The sequence below is a fragment of the Tessaracoccus zhenghani genome (genome assembly GCF_055326325.1).
The window spans coordinates 320,680-339,972 of the sequence record NZ_JBUZNQ010000001.1; the positions used below are offsets into that span (position 1 = coordinate 320,680).

General features: G+C 68.3%; 14 protein-coding genes. 9 read left to right on the top strand and 5 right to left on the bottom strand.

Annotated elements, in window-relative coordinates:
• The first annotated feature begins 112 nt into the window (after positions 1-112).
• The 9 genes from ACZK4S_RS01435 (at position 113) to ACZK4S_RS01475 (ending at position 12,039) form a co-directional block, all read left to right on the top strand.
• Positions 113-1,987, top strand: coding sequence for a 2-oxoacid:acceptor oxidoreductase subunit alpha (locus tag ACZK4S_RS01435; RefSeq protein WP_463643130.1), 1,875 nt, complete (start codon positions 113-115; stop codon positions 1,985-1,987).
• The gene (locus ACZK4S_RS01440) at positions 1,987-3,021 is read left to right on the top strand and encodes a 2-oxoacid:ferredoxin oxidoreductase subunit beta (RefSeq protein ID WP_076060803.1); all 1,035 of its coding nucleotides are present in this window, start codon (positions 1,987-1,989) and stop codon (positions 3,019-3,021) included. Before ACZK4S_RS01435 ends, ACZK4S_RS01440 begins: the two co-directional genes overlap by 1 nt.
• The gene (locus tag ACZK4S_RS01445; RefSeq protein WP_463643131.1) at positions 3,018-4,244 is read left to right on the top strand and encodes a hypothetical protein; all 1,227 of its coding nucleotides are present in this window, start codon (positions 3,018-3,020) and stop codon (positions 4,242-4,244) included. The genes ACZK4S_RS01440 and ACZK4S_RS01445 overlap by 4 nt, the downstream gene beginning before the upstream one ends.
• 19 nt (positions 4,245-4,263) lie before the next feature.
• Positions 4,264-6,213, top strand: coding sequence for a M13 family metallopeptidase (locus ACZK4S_RS01450; protein WP_463643132.1), 1,950 nt, complete (start codon positions 4,264-4,266; stop codon positions 6,211-6,213).
• 211 nt (positions 6,214-6,424) lie between these two features.
• Positions 6,425-7,705 (top strand): ABC transporter substrate-binding protein, encoded by a 1,281-nt coding sequence (locus tag ACZK4S_RS01455; protein WP_463643133.1) that lies wholly within the window; start codon positions 6,425-6,427, stop codon positions 7,703-7,705.
• 60 nt (positions 7,706-7,765) lie between these two features.
• Entirely contained in the window at positions 7,766-8,719 is a 954-nt protein-coding gene (locus ACZK4S_RS01460) for a carbohydrate ABC transporter permease (protein ID WP_076060815.1), read from the top strand.
• On the top strand, positions 8,719-9,624 hold the full coding sequence (locus ACZK4S_RS01465; protein WP_076060818.1) for a carbohydrate ABC transporter permease: 906 nt from the start codon (positions 8,719-8,721) through the stop codon (positions 9,622-9,624). Before ACZK4S_RS01460 ends, ACZK4S_RS01465 begins: the two co-directional genes overlap by 1 nt.
• Positions 9,621-11,015: a GH1 family beta-glucosidase gene (locus tag ACZK4S_RS01470; protein ID WP_076060820.1), complete on the top strand. Its 1,395-nt coding sequence runs from the start codon at positions 9,621-9,623 to the stop codon at positions 11,013-11,015. Before ACZK4S_RS01465 ends, ACZK4S_RS01470 begins: the two co-directional genes overlap by 4 nt.
• A gap of 10 nt (positions 11,016-11,025) precedes the next feature.
• On the top strand, positions 11,026-12,039 hold the full coding sequence (locus ACZK4S_RS01475; protein WP_076060823.1) for a LacI family DNA-binding transcriptional regulator: 1,014 nt from the start codon (positions 11,026-11,028) through the stop codon (positions 12,037-12,039).
• A gap of 18 nt (positions 12,040-12,057) precedes the next feature.
• Here ACZK4S_RS01475 and ACZK4S_RS01480 read toward each other — a convergent pair whose 3' ends face one another.
• The 5 genes from ACZK4S_RS01480 to nuoL form a co-directional block, all read right to left on the bottom strand.
• The gene (locus tag ACZK4S_RS01480; RefSeq protein ID WP_463643134.1) at positions 12,058-13,206 is read right to left on the bottom strand and encodes an MFS transporter; all 1,149 of its coding nucleotides are present in this window, start codon (positions 13,204-13,206) and stop codon (positions 12,058-12,060) included.
• 95 nt (positions 13,207-13,301) lie between these two features.
• Positions 13,302-14,267, bottom strand: coding sequence for a polyprenyl synthetase family protein (locus ACZK4S_RS01485; protein ID WP_463643135.1), 966 nt, complete (start codon positions 14,265-14,267; stop codon positions 13,302-13,304).
• A gap of 16 nt (positions 14,268-14,283) precedes the next feature.
• Positions 14,284-15,864: an NADH-quinone oxidoreductase subunit NuoN gene (gene nuoN / locus ACZK4S_RS01490; RefSeq protein ID WP_463643136.1), complete on the bottom strand. Its 1,581-nt coding sequence runs from the start codon at positions 15,862-15,864 to the stop codon at positions 14,284-14,286.
• Positions 15,864-17,375 (bottom strand): NADH-quinone oxidoreductase subunit M, encoded by a 1,512-nt coding sequence (locus ACZK4S_RS01495; protein ID WP_463643137.1) that lies wholly within the window; start codon positions 17,373-17,375, stop codon positions 15,864-15,866. Before ACZK4S_RS01495 ends, nuoN begins: the two co-directional genes overlap by 1 nt.
• Positions 17,376-17,395: 20 nt before the next feature.
• A complete protein-coding gene (gene nuoL, locus ACZK4S_RS01500) occupies positions 17,396-19,252 on the bottom strand; it encodes an NADH-quinone oxidoreductase subunit L (RefSeq protein WP_076061021.1) in 1,857 nt (618 codons plus the stop codon).
• Positions 19,253-19,293 lie beyond the last annotated feature (41 nt).

A 19,293-nucleotide genomic window follows, 5' to 3' on the forward strand; every position in this document is an offset into this window, starting at 1 on the left:
GGACTAATCGGGTGCTGCGCGGTGTTATGCGCTGAGGGACCCGTGGAACACCGGGTCTAAACTCTGACCGGGGACGATTCGTCTCCGGCGATACGACAAGAGGGAACACACAGTGGCAGACCAGCTCTCGCTCGACCGGGTGGTCATCCGTTTCGCCGGTGACTCCGGCGACGGCATGCAGCTCACCGGAGACCGGTTCACGGCCGAAACGGCCGCGTTCGGCAACGACATCGCGACGCTGCCCAACTTCCCGGCGGAGATCCGCGCGCCACAGGGCACGCTGCACGGGGTGTCCAGCTTCCAGCTGCACTTCGCCAACTTCGACATCGTGACCCCCGGTGACCGGCCGGACGTGCTCGTCGCGATGAACCCGGCTGCGTTGAAGGCGAACCTGAAGGACCTGCCCAAGGGCGGGGTCATCATCGTCGACACGGCCGACTTCACGGCCCGCAACCTCAAAAAGATCGGGTGGCAGACCAACCCGCTCGAGGACGGCAGCCTCACCAACTACTCCGTGCACTCGCTGGACCTCACCGGCCTGGCCACCGGCGCCGTCGAGGGTTTCGGGCTGACCCGCAAGGACGCCTCCCGCACGAAGAACATGTTCGCCCTGGGCCTGCTGAGCTGGCTGTACTCGCGCCCCGTCGACGGCACCCTGCGGTTCCTCAGCGAGAAGTTCGCCTCCAAGCCGGACATCCGCGACGCCAACATCGCGGCCTTCAAGGCCGGTCACGCCTACGGCGAGACCACGGAGGCGTTCGAGGTCAACTACACCATCGCCCCCGCGCCTGTGCCCGCCGGCCGCTACCGCCAGGTGTCGGGCAACATCGCCACGGCCTACGGCCTCATCACGGGCGCCCACAAGGCCGGCCTGCAACTCTTCCTGGGGTCCTACCCCATCACCCCCGCCTCGGACATCCTGCACGAACTGTCGCGCCGCAAGGACCTGGGCGTCATGACCTTCCAGGCGGAGGACGAGATCGCCGCCGTCGGCGCGGCGCTGGGCGCTTCGTTCGCCGGCTCCTTGGGCGTCACCACCACGTCGGGCCCCGGCATGGCGCTGAAGGCCGAAACCATCGGCCTGGCGGTGATGACCGAACTCCCGCTCGTCGTCGTCAACGTGCAGCGCTCCGGCCCGTCCACCGGCATGCCCACGAAGACCGAGCAGGCAGATCTGCTGCAGGCGATGTACGGCCGCAACGGCGAGTCGCCGCTGCCCGTACTGGCCGCCAAGTCCTCGACGGACTGCTTCGACACCGCGCTCGAGGCCTGCCGCATCGCGGTGAAGTACCGCACGCCGGTCATCATGCTGTCCGACGGGTACCTCGCCAACGGCGCGGAACCCTGGAAGCTGCCGGACCTCAGCCAGATCGAGCCCATCGAACCCGGCTTCGCAACCGAGTTCAACGGCACAGACGCCTCCGGCAAGGACGCGTTCCTGCCCTACGCGCGTGACCCCGAGACCCTCGCCCGCGCCTGGGCCGTGCCGGGCACCCCCGGCCTGGAGCACCGCATCGGCGGCCTCGAGAAGTCCGAGGGCACCGGCGACATCTCCTACGACCCGGACAACCACGAGGCCATGACCCTCACGCGCCGGGCGAAGTTGCGGGGCATCGCCCGCGACATCCCGGACCTCGTCGTCGACGACCCCAGCGGCGACGCCCGGGTACTGGTGCTCGGCTGGGGTTCCACGTACGGCCCCATCACCGCGGCCGCACGGCGCGTCCGCCTCTCCGGACGCAAGGTGGCGCTCGCGCACCTGCGTCACCTCAACCCCATGCCGGACAACCTGGGCGACATCCTGCACCGCTACGACAAGGTTGTGGTGCCCGAGATGAACCTCGGCCAGCTCGCCGTCGTGTTGCAGGCGCGCTACGCCAAGGCCATCACGCGTTACTCGCGCGTCCGTGGGCTGCCCATCTCGCTCACCGAACTCGAGGTCGACCTGTGCGCGGAGATCGACGCCACCACCAAGGAGGACAACTGATGTCGGGTCTCGTCGGAGTTCCGCTGAGCGTCGAACCGCTCAGCAAGAAGGACTTCACCTCGGATCAGGAGGTGCGCTGGTGCCCCGGCTGTGGCGACTACGCCGTCCTGTCAACCTTCCAGTCCATGATGGCCACGCTCGGCATCAAGCGTGAGAACACCGTCATCATCTCGGGCATCGGCTGCTCGTCGCGGTTCCCGTACTACGTGGACTCCTACGGCATGCACTCCATCCACGGGCGCGCGCCGGCCATCGCCACGGGCGTGGCCATGACGCGGCCGGACCTCAACGTCTGGGTCGTGACGGGAGACGGTGACGCCCTCTCCATCGGCGGCAACCACCTGATCCACACGCTGCGCCGCAACGTGAACCTCACCATCCTGCTGTTCAACAACCGGATCTACGGCCTCACCAAGGGCCAGTACTCCCCCACCTCGGAGATCGGCAAGCTCACCAAGTCGACGCCGTACGGCTCGGTGGACACCCCGTTCAACCCCGTCACGCTCGCGCTCGGCGCGGAGGCCACCTTCGTGGCCCGCACCATCGACTCGGACCGCGCGCACCTGTCCGAGGTGCTGACGGCGGCGGCCAACCACCGCGGCACGTCGCTGGTGGAGATCTACCAGAACTGCCCCATCTTCAACGATGACGCGTTCTCCACGTTGAAGGGCCCGGACGGTCTGCTCATCAAGCTGGTGCACGGCGAGCCCATCACGTTCGGCAATGGCGAACTGGCCGTTGCCAGGGGTGCCGACGGCGACCTGAAGGTGGTCCGCACCGCTGAGGTGGACCAGGCCAGCATCGTCGTGCACGACGAGACGCGCCAGGACCCCACGCTGGCGTTCGCGCTGTCGCGCCTCACGGAACCGGGCGTGCTCCGGCAGGCCCCCATCGGCATCTTCAGGCGTGTTGAGCGCCCCAGTTATGATGACCTCGTCCGAGACCAGATCGGTACCGCAAGGGCCGCAGACACCGAGGCCGCGCTTGCCGCGGTGCTCGCCGGGCCAGATACCTGGGAGGCAGAGACGCGATGACAGACCGGCAGCCGGGTTGGCATCAGCCGCTGCCGCCCGACGGCCCCACGTCACCGACGACGCCCACCCGCCCCATGACGGGCGACGAGGCGCCTGCCCTGGATACGTTCGATGCCGTCGGCATGCAGTCCGTGCTCACCCGGGCCCGCAACCACAGCCGGTTCGTCGCACCTCCCCCTGAGGAGGCCGCCACCCGGCGCCCCTTCCCCGTGCGGGCCCTGGGCTGGGGAATGGCGCTGATCCTCGCCGTCGGGGTGCTCACCGGTTTCCTCTACGTGAACCACTTCAGACCGGTCGCCGATGATCCGGACACGATCGTCTCCCTCCCCAGCCCGACGGCGAGCATCTCTGAGGTCACGGCACAGACGCCGCAGGAGATCGTCTCGGAGTACTTCGAGGCGCTCTCCACCGGCGACCTGGCCCGCGCGCTGGCGATGGGCGACACGGGCGGCAACGGTTCCCAGGCACTGCTGAACGCCAACGTCTACGCCCGCTCCCGCGAACTCAGCCCCATCACCGACGTCGAGATCCTGTCGGACAGCCTGACGGCCACCGACATCCCGGTGCGCTACCTCATTGGGGGCGAGCCGTTCGAGACGACCATCTCGCTCAACCTGCTGGACAACGGCAGGTACCGCCTGGCGCAGACCACCGTCACCGCGGAGTTCGTGCTCGCCGGCGGCCAGAATCTCCCGGTGCTGGTCAACGGCCAGAGGGTCGACCCGTCGCTCACCTATGAGGTCGTGCCCGGCACCTACGAGGTCTCCACCGGCCTGCCCTTCCTCGATTTCACCGAGACCAGCATGCTGCAGGTGGCCTCCCCGTCCCGGGCCGACGCCGTGAAGGTCAACATCACGCCAGAGCTCACGGAGGCCGGTCGTGACGCACTGATCGGGGCCGCCAGGGCCTCCCTGAACGCCTGCTTCAGCACCCCGAGCATCGCGCCCGCGGGGTGTCCCAACCAGGCGGAAGCGGCGGGTGGCGCGACGGTCTCCTCGGCGAGATGGCGCCTCACGAACAACCCCTGGTCCGAAGCTTCCCCCACGCTGGTGGCCGACGACCAGAGCGTGGCCCTGATCCGGCTGCGGCTGGCCACCTCCCTCGACATCAGCTACAGCAACGGGTCCGGCTCGCACCCCACGCCGACGATCTCCGCAGACGTGCGCGCCTCCATGCTGGGCCGCGATCCGTCGGCCATCGAGGTCACCTGGAGCACCGGATAGCGACGGTAGGGTGGCGGCCATGACCCCTGCGATCGACTTCGAACATTCCGACCCCGCCGTCCGTCCACAGGACGACCTCTTCCGCCACGTCAACGGGACCTGGCTGCGGACGGCCACCATCGAACCCGACCAGTCCTCGGCCGGCGGTTTCGTGGACCTGCGCAACGCCGCAGAACTCGACGTGCGCGCGATCGTGGAGGAGCAGCAGCAGGGCGATCCGGCCACCGACGAGGGTCGTATCGCTGCGCTCTACGCCTCCTTCATGGACACGGACCGCATCGAGGCGCTCGGCATCGAACCGGTGCGCCCCATCCTGGACAGCATCGACGCCATCGATTCGCCTGTCGCCCTGGCCCGGCACCTCGGCTGGTCGCTGCGCCACGGGCTGAGCCCTCTGGTGCACCTCTACGAGGAATCAGACCCGGGGGATCCCAGCCGTTACGCCGTGTTCGCCTCGCAGGGTGGCCTGGGGCTGCCCGACGAGGCCTACTACCGCCTCGATGAGCACGCCGAGATCCGGGAGAAGTACCTGGCCCACCTGACGCGCGTCTTCGAACTGGCCGGCTTCGAACTTGCCGAGCAGCAGGGCCAGGCCGTCCTCGCCGTCGAGACGGAGATCGCGTCACACCACTGGGACAGGGTCCGCTGCCGCGACCTGCGGGCGATGTACAACCCCACCTCGTTGGAGGACGTCATCTCCGCCACGCCCGGGTTCGACTGGGACGCCTTCCTCGAAGGAGCCGGGATCCCCCGCGCGAAGCTGGCCGAACTGATCGTCAGCCAGCCGTCGTTCCTCGAAGGGGTGGCGCCTGTGCTGGTCTCGGCGCCCCTCGACACGTGGCGCTCGTGGGCACGATGGAAGGCGCTTTCGGGGCTGTCGGCCTACCTGTCCGAGGACTTCGTCGAGGCCCGCTTCGACTTCTACGAGAAGACACTGGCCGGCAACGAGGAGCAGCGCCCCCGCTGGAAGCGCGGCCTCGCCCTGGTGGAGGGTGTGCTCGGCGAAGCCGTCGGCCGTCTCTACGTGGAGCGCCACTTCAAGCCCGAGGCGAAGGCCGCCATGGACGAGTTGGTGGGCAACCTGATGAAGGCCTACGAGAACTCCATCACGAAGCTGACCTGGATGACCGAGGAGACCCGCGCCGAGGCGCTGCGCAAGCTCAGCCAGTTCACGCCCAAGATCGGTTACCCGGTGAAGTGGCGCGACTACTCGGCGCTGCCGGTCACCGCCGACGACCTGGTCGCCAACGTGCTCGCCGCGAACTCCTTCGAGCTGGACTACACCTTGGAGCGCATCGGCGGGCCGGTGGACCGCGACGAGTGGCAGATGTTCCCGCAGACGGTCAACGCCTACTACCACCCGCTGCGCAACGAGATCGTGTTCCCCGCAGCCATCCTGCAGCCGCCCTTCTTCAACGCCGACGCGGACGACGCGGTCAACTACGGCGCCATCGGCGCGGTCATCGGCCACGAGATCGGGCACGGCTTCGACGACAAGGGCAGCACCTGCGACGGTGACGGCCGCCTGCGCGACTGGTGGCAGCCCGCCGACAGGGAGTCCTTCGAGGCACTCGCCGAGCGGCTGATCGGTCAGTACGAGGGGCTCGTCCCGGAAGGCATCGAGGGGGCCGGCGTCAACGGCAGGCTCACCGTCGGGGAGAACATCGGCGACCTCGGCGGCCTGGGCATCGCCTACGACGCGTGGCTGCTCGCCGGCGGCGACCCCCGTGGCGAGGCGGTCGACGGGCTGACCCCGGCCCAGCGCTTCTTCACCGGCTGGGCGCAGGCGTGGCGCGGCAAGCGGCGCCCCGAGGCCATGAGGGTCCTGTTGGCGACGGACCCGCACTCGCCCAACGAGTTCCGCTGCAACCAGATCGTGCGCAACCTCGACGCCTTCTACGGCGCCTTCGAGGTCAGCGCCGACGACGCCCTCTGGCTCGCCCCGGAGGACCGCGTCACCATCTGGTGATCTCTCGGCAGAGGGCTGGAGCGCTGATCATGGCGCTCCAGCCCTTTTTGTATCACCCCTTGTCACGGCCGCTTACGGAAATATGAGATCGCTCTCATGTCTCGATTTGGTAACAGAACGCTCCTCCAGCTTGACTCACCTCCCGGAAAGGATGAGAGTTACCCAATGAGAGCGCTCCCACGGAGCGCACGGACATGACGAAGGAGTCATAGTGAAGAAGCGTTCCATCGCCCTGGTCAGTGCGCTGGCCATCGGGCTCACCGCCTGTTCCGCCAGTGCGGAGCCTGCCGACAACGAGACCGGCGCCAGCAGCGACGAGCAGATCACCCTGCGCGTGGCCACGTTCAACGAATTCGGCTACGAGGATCTCTTCCAGGACTACATGGATGAGCACCCCAACGTGAAGATCGAGCACAAGAAGGCCGCCACGACCGACGAGGCCCGCGACAACCTCAACACCCGCCTGGCCGCCGGCTCCGGCCTCTCGGACATCGAAGCCGTCGAGGTCGACTGGCTGCCCGAACTGATGCAGTACGCCGACAAGTTCGTCGATCTCAAGAACGACGACGTCGAAGGCCGCTGGCTCGAATGGAAGGAAGCCTCCGCCACCACCGCCGACGGCCAGCTGATCGGTTACGGCACCGACATCGGCCCCGAGGCCGTGTGCTACCGCTCGGACCTCTTCGAGGCCGCGGGCCTGCCGTCGGACCGTGAAGCCGTCGCCGACCTCCTCGAGGGCGACTGGGACACCTACTTCAACGTGGGCAAGGACTTCGTCGCCAAGTCCGACGCCGCCTGGTACGACTCCTCCGACGCCACCTTCCAGGGCATGGTCAACCAGGTCGCCACCCCGTTCGAGAACGAGGACGGCACGCCTATCCCCCTGGCCGACAACGCGGAGATCAAGAGCATCTACGACCAGATCATGCAGGCCAAGGCCGACGACCTCTCCGCCGGGTACGCCCAGTGGAGCGAAGACTGGACCGCAGCCTTCCAGAACGACGGCTTCGCCACGATGCTGTGCCCGGGCTGGATGATGGGCGTCATCGAAGGCAACGCGGCCGGCGTGACCGGTTGGGACGTCGCTGACGTGTTCCCCGGCGGCGGCGGCAACTGGGGCGGCTCGTTCCTGACCGTCCCCGAGCAGTCGGCCAACCCCGAGGCCGCCCGCGAGCTCGCGGCGTGGCTGACAGCCCCTGAGCAGCAGATCAAGGCCTTCATGTCGAAGGGCACCTTCCCCTCGCAGGTGGACGCCCTGGACAGTGAAGAACTCCTCGGCCAGACCAACGAGTTCTTCAGCGGCGCGCCCACCGGCGAGATCCTCGCCAACCGTGCGGCCGCCGTCGACGTCACCCCCTTCAAGGGCCCGAACTACTTCTCGATCCGCGCCACCGTCACCGATGCGCTGAACCGCGTCGAGTCCGGCACCGACGACGCGGCGTCGTCGTGGGACAAGGCCATCGAAGCCTACGAGGCCCTCGGCCTCAACTGATCCCCCGACTGGGTGGGCCCGGCGCGCCGCCGGGCCCACCACCCACCCAAGGAACTGCGAATGCCATCCATGACCACCTGGCGGCAGCGGGCGAACCGCTGGGACGTCAAGTACTCGCCCTACCTCTACATCAGCCCCTTCTTCATCCTCTTCGCGATCGTGGGGCTCTACCCGCTCATCTACACCGCCTGGGTCTCCGTGCACGACTGGCACCTGATCGGCGGCCAGGGGGACTTCGTCGGGTTGCAGAACTTCATCGACGTCCTGCAGCAGCCGCGCTTCTACAACGCGCTGCGCAACACGTTCTCGATCTTCCTGCTGTCGTCCGTGCCCCAGCTCATCGCGGCGATCTTCATCGCCTGGATGCTCGACGCCAACCTGCGGTCCAAGACCCTGTGGCGCATGGGCGTCCTCCTGCCCTACGTGGTGGCACCGGTGGCGGTCTCCCTGATCTTCTCCAAGCTCTTCGCGGACAGCTCCGGCCTGATCAACACCCTGCTCGGCCAGATCGGGATGAACCCCGTGGGCTGGCACTCGGACAGCTTCGCCGCCCACGTGGCGATCGCGACGATGGTGAACTTCCGGTGGACCGGCTACAACACGCTGATCTTCCTGGCCGCCATGCAGGCCGTGCCGCGCGAACTCTATGAGGCCGCCGTCGTCGACGGGGCCAACCGGGTCCAGCAGTTCTTCTCCGTGACACTGCCGTCGCTGCGTCCCACGATGATCTTCGTCATCATCACCTCCACCATCGGCGGCCTGCAGATCTTCGACGAGCCGCGCATGTTCGACCAGTTGGGTCAGGGCGGAGCGGACCGGCAGTGGCAGACGCTCACGATGTACCTCTACGAACTGGGCTGGGGGCCGCAACGCAGCTTCGGCCGGGCCTCGGCGGTGGCGTGGCTGCTGTTCCTCATCATCATCGTCATCGGCGTGATCAACTTCTGGCTGACCAGCCGCATCTCCAGTTCCGAGGGCCGCAAGGCCAGGCAGCGCACCAAGGAGGCCGTGTGATGCATTCGACACCCATGATCGAACAGACCGCGGGCAAGGGCGCAGCCCGTTACGCCCGCCGCAAGCTGGGGCTGGTCTCCGGCAGGCGCCGGGCCGGGTGGGGCACGTACGTGACCCTGACGCTGGTGCTGCTCATCTCCATCTACCCCCTCTACTACGCCATCCAGCTGGCGAGCTCCGACGCGGCCACCATCGCCCGCAATCCCATTCCGCCCCTGCTGCCGCAGGGCAACCTCATCGAGAACCTCAACCGGGTGCTCAGCTCCGACATCAACTTCTGGCGGGCCTTCACCAACAGCGTCATCGTCTCGACGGTGACCTCGGTGTTCCTCGTGATCTTCTCGACCCTGGCCGGTTACGCCTTCGCAAAGCTGCGCTTCCGCGGCAAGGGGCCGCTGCTGATCTTCGTCATCGCCACCATGGCCGTGCCGATGCAGCTGGGCATCGTCCCGCTGTTCATCGTCATGAGCGAACTGGGGCTCACCGGTAGCCTCGCCGCCGTCATCATCCCCAACATCGTCACCGCTTTCGGCGTGTTCTGGATGACCCAGTACCTGAGCCAGGCGCTGCCCTACGAGCTGATCGAAGCGGCCCGCGTCGACGGCTGCTCCATGATCAGCACGTTCCGCCACGTCGCACTCCCCGCCGCGATGCCGGCTGCCGCGATGCTCGCCCTGTTCACCTTCGTGGCCCAGTGGACCAACTTCTTCTGGCCGTTCATCGTCCTCGATGCCAGCAATCCCACGCTTCCCGTGGCGTTGCAGCTGCTGCAGGCCAGCTACTTCAAGGACTATTCCCTCATCATGGCCGGCGTGGTCATCTCCACCGTGCCACTCATCGTCGTTTTCATCATCACAGGACGTCGGCTCGTGGCCGGCGTCATGGAAGGAGCAGTGAAGGGATGACCCCCGTCACCTTTACCCCCGACTTCATCTTCGGCGCGGCCACGGCCGCCTTCCAGATCGAGGGCGCCAACACCGAGGACGGCCGCGTGCCGTCCATCTGGGACACGTTCTGTGCCACCCCGGGCAAGGTTGCAGGTGGCGACACCGGTGAGGTGGCGTGCGACCACTACCACCGCATGCCGCAGGACGTCGCCCTCATGAAGGAACTGGGGCTCCAGGCCTACCGGTTCTCGACGGCCTGGCCCCGCGTGGTGCCCGCCCCCGGGGAGGTCAACCAGAAGGGTCTCGACTTCTACTCGCGGCTCGTCGACGAGCTCCTGGCCGATGGCATCAAGCCGTGGCTGACCCTGTACCACTGGGACCTGCCCCAGTACGAGCAAGACAGGGGCGGCTGGACCAACCGCGACACCGCCCACCGGTTCGCCGACTACGCCGAGGTGATGTACCGCGCCCTGGGCGACCGGGTCGACATCTGGACCACGCTCAACGAGCCCTGGTGCTCCGCGTTCCTGGGCTACGCGAACGGCGAGCATGCCCCGGGCCACCAGGACGGACGCGAGGCACTGGCCGCGGCCCACCACCTCCTCCTGGGGCACGGGCTGGCCGTGACGCGGCTGCGTGAGCTCGGTCTCGCACAGCCGAAGCAGGTGGGGATCACCATCAACCCCGGCATCCACCACCCGGCAGACCCGGACAGCGCCGCGGACCGCGACGCCGCCCGGCGGCACGACGCCCTGCGCAACCGCATCTGGCTGGACCCCCTCTTCACGGCGGAGTACCCGGCAGACCTCATCGCCGACATGGGCGACCTCTGGCCCGCGGAACTGATCCTCGATGGGGACCTGGAGGTCATCTCCCAGCCCATCGACGTGCTCGGGATCAACTTCTACAACGGTGAGACCACCGCCGCCGTCCCGGGCGCCGACGTCGACTCCCCCGGCTCGCCGCACCCGCGCACCGGCGACACCACGGGCGTCAGCCGCGACGTCCCCCTGACCGCCATGGGCTGGGAGATCTACGCGCCGGACTTCACCGACGTGCTGGTGCGCCTGAGCCGCGACTGGGCCGCCCCGCACGGCGCCCACCTGGTCGTGACCGAGAACGGGGCCGCCTTCAACGACGTGCCGGACGCCGACGGGTTCGTGGCCGACGCCGACCGCAGCGACTACCTCTACCAGCACATCGGTGCCGTCCACGACGCCATCGAGGCCGGGGCCGACGTCCGGGGCTACCTCGCCTGGTCGTTGCTGGACAACTTCGAATGGGCCTGGGGCTACGAGAAGCGCTTCGGCATCGTCCACGTCGATTACGACACCCAGGTGCGCACGCCCAAGGCCTCTGCCCGTTGGTACGCTGACATGATCCGTTCACGCGAACTGGCCAAGCCGTAAGAAGGATGAGATGAGTCTCAACGGTCGCCCGCCGACACTCGAAGACGTGGCACGCCTCGCCGGCGTGTCGCGGGCGACCGCTTCCCGCGCCATCATCGAGCCCGCCAAGGTGTCGGAGGAGCGCCGCTCCGCCGTCGAGGAGGCGATGGCCCGCTTGGGCTACGTCCCCAACGCCGCGGCCCGCAGCCTGGTGACGCGCCGAACCATGTCGATCGCCGTCGTGGTGCCCGAACCCACGCGCACGGTGTTCGAGGATCCCTTCTTCCAGGCCGCCATCGGCGGTATCAACTCGGTCCTCACCGGCGCCGACTACCAACTGGTCCTCCTGATGGGAGACCCGCAGGGGCAGACGCAACGGGTGCGCCACTACCTGCGCTCGCGCCTGGCAGACGGCATCGTCGTGGTGTCCCACCACGGGTCCGACGGCGTGGTGGAGACCGCCGTGGCGGCCGGCGTGCCCACCGTGCTGGTGGGTCGGCCGTTCAGCGGCGTCGTCAAAGTCGCCTACAGCGACCTGGACAACGTGCTGGGCGGCCGGCTCGCCACCCGGCACCTCATCCAGCAGGGCTGCTCGACCATCGGCATCGTCACCGGCCCGCTGGACATGGTGGGCGCCCGCGACAGGTTCGACGGTTGGCGCACGGAACTCGCGGCGCACGGCAAGTCGGCCGGCGGCATCTGGCATGGCGACTTCGACCGCGACTCCGGCCTCTCCGCAGGGCAGGAGATCGCCACCGGCGCGGTGAAGCTCGACGGGCTCTTCGTCTCCTCAGACCTCATGGCGCTGGGGGTGCTGGAATCGCTCGCGGAGCACGGTGTCCGGGTCCCCGACGACCTCCGGGTGGTCGGCTTCGACGACATCAGCCTGGCCGCCTATGCCAAGCCGTCCCTCACGACCGTCACGAACTCCGGGTTCGCGCTGGCCACCGCCGCCGCCGAGTTGCTGATCCAGCAGCTCCAGACCGGGGTGATCCCGGCGCCCAGGATCCTGCACCCCGAACTCGTCGTCCGAGACTCGGCCTGATCGCTCGGGGCCTGCCGGTCAGGCCAGGCGCTCGCGCACCGCGATGGCGACCCCCGCCACCGCCACCGCGGCCGCGGTGACGACGAAGGCCTGGGCGAAGCCGAACCCGCCGGCAAGCGCGCCGATCGCCATGGCGCCGACGCCGGTGCCGACGTCGAAGCCGACGTTCCAGATCACCGACGTGGGGGCGCGGTTCTCCTCCCCCGCCTCCACGAACGAGCGCACCAGCGTCACCGTCTGCAGCGCACCGTAAGCCAGGCCCAGCAGGGCGGCGCCGACGATCATCCACGCGGGCTGCCCCCACCGCAGCGAGGCCGCGATGCCCGCCACCCCCAGCGCGCCCACCCAGAGCAGTGACCAGATGAACGGCCTGGTGCCGTAGCGGTCACTCAGCCCACCGACGAGGTAGCGCCCCACGGCCGCCAGCCCCGTCACGGCGAGCAGGACGGTCATGGCCACGACGGGGTCGCTGACCAGCTGCGGGGCGAAGGTCAGCACGGCACCGCCGGAGGCCGTCACGAGCAGCAGGGCGACCACGGGCATCCAGATCAACGGGAGGACGCGCAGCAGCGGCGCGCCCGCCGAGGACCCCCCCGGGTCGCCCGCCGTCTGCCTGGAGATCTGCCGCCCGAGTTCCGCCACCCACAGGAGGGCGACCACCGGCAGCAGGCCGAGGACGAGCGTCCAGCGCACGCCGATCACGTCGGCCAGTAGGGGCGCCACCGACATCAGTACCAGCTGCGGAATGGAGATGGCGAGGCCGTAGAGGCCGACACCCCGGCCACGCGCCTCTGGAGGGGTCAGGAGTGCCACGGCGGTGGCGCCGCACACCGTGATGACGCCGAAGCCGACGCCGCGCAGGGCGTTGGTGCCGAGCACCACCCACAGGTCCGGGCTGATCGCCTGCAGTGCGGCGGGGATCCCCAGCGCCAGGAGGCCCAGCGACAGGGTGCGGGTCCAGCCCCACCTGGCCAGCCAGCGGTTGACCTGCAGCTGGGTGAGGACGGTGGTGGCCATCAGGACCGTGGTGGCCATGCCGGAGCCGAACTCCGCAGCGCCGCCCCGAGCGGCCCACAGCGGGGAGATGGGCAACAACAGCGCGAAGCCGGCGAACGCCACGGAGGCGGTCAGCAGGATCAGCGGCATACCCGGCGCGCGCAGCACCACGAGGCATCACTCCAAGAGGTAGGGGGAATCAACCGCCTCACTCTACCCGGAGGGCCGGTGGGCCCCGCCTCGTCGGGCGGCGGGCCGCGCGTGGCCTAGGAGGTGCGCTCGACGAGATCCGTGCACACCTGCAGCAGCGCGTCCTTCGCCTCGCCCTCGGGCAGTGGCGCCAGGTGGGCGCGCGCGATGTCGGCGTGGCGCTCGACCTCGGCCTTCGCACGGCCCATGACCGGGTGGGCCTTGAGCCCCTCCAGGGCGGCCTCCAGGTCCTCGTCGGAGCTGAGGTCGCCGTCGATCAGCGCGAGCAGGTCCGCGTCCGCCGCATCCTTCTCCGCCCGCAGCATGAGGACGGGCAGCGTGGGGACGCCCTCGCGCAGGTCCGTACCGGGCGTCTTGCCGGTGCTGGTGGAGGTGATGTCGATGAGGTCGTCCGAGAGCTGGAACACCAGCCCGATCTCCTCGCCGAAGTTCGTCAGCGCGTTGAGCACCTCGTCGGAGGCGCCGGACACCATGCCGCCGAAGCGGGCCGACGCGGCGATCAGCGAACCGGTCTTGTCCGCGATGACCTGGATGTAGTGGGCCAGCGGGTCCTCGCCCTCGCCGGGGCCCTTGGTCTCGGCGATCTGGCCCTGCACCAGGCGCGAGAACGTCTCCGCCTGCAGCATGACGTAGTCGACACCGAGCTCGGCGACCGTGGTGGAGGCGCGGGCGAACAGGAAGTCGCCCACGAGGATGGCCACGGAGTTGCCCCACAGCCGGTTGGCCGACGGGGCGCCGCGGCGCAGGTCCGCGACGTCCATGACGTCGTCGTGGTAGAGGCTCGCCACGTGCGTGAGCTCCATGACCATGGCGGCCCGCAGGAGGTCGTCGTGGTCCGATTCTCCGCCGAAGTGGGAGGAGAGGAAGACCAACAGCGGACGGAACCGCTTGCCGCCCGCCGCGATGATGTGGCGGGCGGCCTCGGTCACGAAAGGCGAACTGGCCACGGCGCTCTCGACCAGGTGCCCCTCGAACTCGTCGAGGAGCACGGTCAAGCGTGCGTCGAGCAGGTCGTTGCCCACTGTGGGTCTCCTAGGGTCAGCGGATGAACTGTGCGGCGCCGGCAACCAGGTCGAGCACGCCGCCCGGCACGAGGCCGAGGACCAGAGTAGCCAGACCTGTGACCGCGAGCACAACCCACGTCCCGGCGGACGGGGATTCGACCACGCCCACGGTCGCTTCGTCGGCGTCCTGGAACCACATGGCCACGACGACCTTGAGGTAGAAGAACGCGGCGATGACGCTCATCACCACGGCGACGAGGACGAGCCAGCCGTAGCCGCCCTGCCACGCCGACGCGAACACGGTCAGCTTGCCCACGAAGCCGGCGGTCAGCGGGATGCCCGCGAAGCTGAGCATGAACAGGGTCATGAGCGCTGCGATAAGGGGGCTGCGCCTCCCGAGGCCCTTCCAGGACTCGAGGCCGTTGGCCTCGCCGCCCGCGCGGCGCACCATCATGACGATGGCGAAGGCACCCAGCGTGGCCACGCCGTAGGTCAGCAGGTAGAACGCGACGGCGGCCACGGACGCCACCGACACGTTGTCGCCGGCCTCCACGGCCCCGACGACGCCCACCAGGATGAAGCCGGCGTGCGCGATCGAGGAGTAGGCCAGCAGTCGCTTGATGTCGGTCTGCGCGAGGGCCGCGGTGGCACCCACCAGCATCGTGACGACCGCCACGACGGAGAACAGCAGCTGCCAGTCCCAGGCGAGTCCGCCGAGCGCGACGTAGTACACGCGCAGCAGAGCGGCCACGGCGGCTGTCTTGGTGGCCACCGCCATGAAGCCCGTCACCGGGGTGGGGGCGCCCATGTAGGCGTCCGGGGTCCACGAGTGGAACGGCACTGCGCCCATCTTGAACAGCAGGCCCACCGATGCCAGCAGCATGCCGCCGAGCAGCAGCCACTTCGAGCCGGTCCCGGCGGTGACCGCATCTGCGATTCCGGCCAGCGTCAGGGCGCCGGAGTAGCCGTACAGCAACGAGATGCCGTAGAGCATGATCGCCGAGGCGATGGAGCCGAGGAGAAAGTACTTGAGGGCAGCTTCCTGGCTCAGCAGGCGACGGCGGCGGGCCATGCCGGTGAGCAGGTACAGCGGCAGCGAAAGGATCTCCACCGCCACGAACAGCACCAGCAGGTTGTTGGTGGACGAGAACAGCAGCATGCCGAACAGCGCGAACACCAGTAGCGGGAAGACCTCGGTGTGCTCACGACGGAGGCGGTCCGCCTCCCGCTCGAGAGGCGAGCCGGGCACGGTGGCGGCCGACGACGCGAACGCCGACACTCCCCCACCGACGCGGCGCTCGGCGAAGAGCGCCACTCCGGCCAGCCCGACGAGCAGCAGCAGCGTCCAGAAGATGTAGGTCGGGCCGTCGATCGCGAGCAGCCCCATGGCAGCCAGCGAAGGTGCTTCCTGGACCCAGTTGAGGATGGTCACCCCGAGCGACGCGAGGATGCCGACCGCGGCCAGACCCGCCTGCACCGGCTGGCGGAGGTGCCGGGGCACGAAGCCCTCGAGCAGGATGCCCAGGGCACCCACACCGAGCAGGATGAAGAGCGGCGTCAGCAGCATCCACTCCAGCGTGGGAGCGGGGATCGGCGTCTCCAAGAGGTTGATCATCAGTTGCCTTCCTCAGCCTGCGGGGCGGGATCGGTCACGCCGACGGTCGCCATCGTGCCCTGAGCAGCGTCGTCCGCCACTGACAGCACCGGCTTCGGGAAGAAGCCGAACAGCAGCAGCAGGGCGATGAGCGGCGCAACGACGGCCTTCTCGCGGAGCGTGAGATCGGTGGTGACATGGCTGGCGACCTGCTCGGTCACCGGGCCGGTCATCGTGGTCTTGTACATCCGCAGCACGTACACGGCAGCCAGCACCATGGCCAGCACCAGGAACGCGATGTGGATGGGGTAACGCTGCCAGGAACCGGCGAGCACCAGGAACTCGGCGACGAAGTTGCCGAAGCCCGGCAGCGACAGGGCGGAGAGACCCGCGAGCAGCAGTACGCCGGAGAGCACCGGGGCCACCTTCTGCACGCCGCCGTAGGCGTCGATGTCTGCGGAACCGCGGCGTCGGATCATGAACCCGACGACGAGGAACAGCGCGGCGGTCGACAGCCCGTGGTTCAGCATGTAGTAGATCGAGCCGCTCATGGACTGGCTGGTCAGCGCGAAGATGCCGAACACCATCAGGCCGAAGTGGCTGATCGAGGTGTAGGACACCAGGCGCAGCAGGTCCTTGGCGCCGAACGCCATGAGGGCGCCGTAGAACATGGACACGATCGCCCAGATGAGGATCACCGGGGTGGCCCACTGGCTGGCCTCGGGGAACGCCTGGAGGCAGATCTTGATCATCCCGAAGGTGCCGATCTTGTCCAGGATGCCCACGAGCAGCGTCGAGGTGCCCGGCGTGGCCTGCTCGGCCGAGTCCGGCAGCCACGTGTGCAGCCCGGCCAGCGGCGCCTTCACCGCGAAGGCGAAGAAGAAGCCCGCGAAGAGCCAGCGGCCCATGGACGTGTCGATGTCGAGCCCGACGAGGTCGCCGATCAGGAAGCTCGGCGAGCCGGCCGCCGCCGTGACGGCGTAGACGCCCGCCACCGCGACCAGCATGACCAGGCCACCGGCCAGTGAGTAGATCAGGAACTTGACCGCGGCGGCGCTGCGACGGGGGCCGCCGTAGCCACCGATGAGGAAGTACGTCGGGATCAGCGTCGCCTCGAAGGCCACGTAGAAGAGCAGGATGTCCGAGGCCATGAACACGAACAGCGCGAAGCCCTGCAGCAGCAGCGCGAGCGCGAAGAACGTGGAGCCGCCCCAGCGGGAGGTGGGCTCATCGCCCGTGTGCCACTCGGCGAGCAGCACGACCGGCACGATGAGGACGGTCATCAGCACCAGGATGGCGCCCATCCCGTCCAGGTCCAGCGCGTAGCGCGCGCCGATCGCGGAGATCCAGGAGACGTCCTCGGCCAGCACGGCGTCCTGCGTGTGCAGGATGAACGCCAGGACACCGAGCACCAGAGTGGTGACCGCGAAGCCGTAGCCGACGAGCTTGCCGACGTGACCCTTCACGAAGAACAGCACGATCGCGCCGACGATGGGCACCAGGCCGAGGACCGTCAGAAGAGGGAATGCCATTGTCATTTCTCAGTTACTCCTTAGCCCAGCTGCCCGATGACAACGACGACGGCGAGGGCCAGGAGGCCCACCCCTGCGGTCAGCCCGTAGCTGCGGACGTAGCCGTTCTGCAGTTTGCGGAACCATTCACCCGCTCCGGTCGCCACCGCGGCGGAACCCATGACCGCGCCGTCCGCGACACCGTGGTCGAAGGCACCGATGCCGGCTGCCAGACCCTTGGTGGGGCGGATGATCGCGTGCTCGTTGAAGGCATCGCCGTACAGGTCGTGGCGGCCCGCGTGCACCAGCGGGTTCTTCGTCTCCGGCGCTTCGCGCGGGATGTCGCCCTTGTGCAGGAACCAGCCGATCGCGACACCGACGACGACCACGGCCAGCGTCAGGATGCCGATGGTGGTGAAGTGGATGAGCGGCGTGTTGTGCGGCTCCTGACCGGTGGCCGGGGCCAACCAGTCCTGGATCCAGCCGTTCATGAGGACACCGGCCACGATGGACAGCAGCGCCAGCACGATCAGGGGCACCGTCATGACGAGCGGCGACTCATGCGGCTCGACGCCGTCCTCCCATCGCTTCTTGCCGAAGAACGTCATCATCATCAGGCGCGTCATGTAGTACGCAGTGATGCCTGCACCCAGCAAGGCCAGCACGCCGTAGATCACGTTCTGCTCGAAGGCGGCCTCGATGATGTGGTCCTTCGAGTAGAAGCCCGAGAGGAAGGGGAAGCCGATGATCGCGAGGTAGCCGATCCCGAAGGTCAGGAAGGTGATCCGCATGGGACGGGCCAGGGCACCGAAGTGGCGCATGTTCACGTCGTCGTGCATGCCGTGCATGACGGAGCCGGCGCCGAGGAACATGTTGGCCTTGAAGAAGCCGTGCGTGATCAGGTGGAAGATCGCGAACGAGGCGCCGATGGGGCCGAGGCCCGCGGCGAGCATCATGTAGCCGATCTGCGACATCGTCGAGCCCGCGAGGACCTTCTTGATGTCGTCCTTCGACGTACCGATCCAGGCACCGAAGAGCAGCGTGACCGTGCCGACGATGGCGACGGCCGTCGTGGCGATCGGCGCTGCCTCGTAGATGACGTGCGAGCGCACGACCAGGTAGACGCCGGCGGTGACCATGGTCGCAGCATGGATGAGGGCCGACACCGGGGTGGGGCCCTCCATCGCGTCCAGCAGCCAGGACTGGAGTGGCACCTGGGCCGATTTACCGCACGCGCCGAGCAGCAGGAAGAAGCCGATGAGCGTGACCCAGACGGGCGTCAGGTTCGCGACCCCCGCGTTGACGTCCTCGAAGCGCACCGAGCCGAACATCGCCAGCATCGTGAAGATCGCCATCGACAACCCGAGGTCGCCGACGCGGTTGACGATGAAGGCCTTGTTGCCGGCGGCCGACGCCGAGGGGCGGTGGGCCCAGAAGCTGATCAGGAGGTAGGACGCGAGGCCCACACCTTCCCAACCGACGAACAGCACCAGGTAGTTGTCCGCCAGGACCAGGATCAACATGGCGGCGATGAACAGGTTCAGGTAGGCGAAGAAGCGACGGCGACGCTCGTCGTGCTCCATGTACCCGATCGAGTAGATGTGGATCAGCGAGCCGACGCCGGTGACCAGCAGGACGAAGAGGATCGACAGCTGGTCGGCCAGGAAGCCGACGCCGACCGACCAGTTGCCGGTGGCGATCCACTCGTACAGCTGGACGTTGATGGCGCGGTCGTCGGGGGACGCCCCGAGGAGTTGCAGGAACAGCACCAGGCCGATGGCGAACGACGCGATCGGTGCCAGGGTGCCCAGCCAGTGACCCCAGGCGTTGGTCGCCCTGCCTGCCAGCAGCAGGAAGGCGGCCGAGGCCAGCGGGATGGCCACCAGCAGCCAGACCATCAGGCCGGTGCTCGACAGGGCGGAGACGGATTCAAGGAGTT

Bases quoted from the DNA above. Each gene is read 5' to 3' on its own strand.
- ACZK4S_RS01440 (WP_076060803.1), top strand. From the start codon at position 1,987: ATGTCGGGTCTCGTCGGAGTTCCGCTGAGCGTCGAACCGCTCAGCAAG.
- ACZK4S_RS01445 (WP_463643131.1), top strand. From the start codon at position 3,018: ATGACAGACCGGCAGCCGGGTTGGCATCAGCCGCTGCCGCCCGACGGC.
- ACZK4S_RS01450 (WP_463643132.1), top strand. From the start codon at position 4,264: ATGACCCCTGCGATCGACTTCGAACATTCCGACCCCGCCGTCCGTCCA.
- ACZK4S_RS01460 (WP_076060815.1), top strand. From the start codon at position 7,766: ATGCCATCCATGACCACCTGGCGGCAGCGGGCGAACCGCTGGGACGTC.
- ACZK4S_RS01465 (WP_076060818.1), top strand. From the start codon at position 8,719: ATGCATTCGACACCCATGATCGAACAGACCGCGGGCAAGGGCGCAGCC.
- ACZK4S_RS01470 (WP_076060820.1), top strand. From the start codon at position 9,621: ATGACCCCCGTCACCTTTACCCCCGACTTCATCTTCGGCGCGGCCACG.
- ACZK4S_RS01475 (WP_076060823.1), top strand. From the start codon at position 11,026: ATGAGTCTCAACGGTCGCCCGCCGACACTCGAAGACGTGGCACGCCTC.
- nuoN (WP_463643136.1), bottom strand. From the start codon at position 15,864: ATGATCAACCTCTTGGAGACGCCGATCCCCGCTCCCACGCTGGAGTGG.
- ACZK4S_RS01495 (WP_463643137.1), bottom strand. From the start codon at position 17,375: ATGGCATTCCCTCTTCTGACGGTCCTCGGCCTGGTGCCCATCGTCGGC.
- nuoL (WP_076061021.1), bottom strand. From the start codon at position 19,252: ATGGTCTGGCTGCTGGTGGCCATCCCGCTGGCCTCGGCCGCCTTCCTG.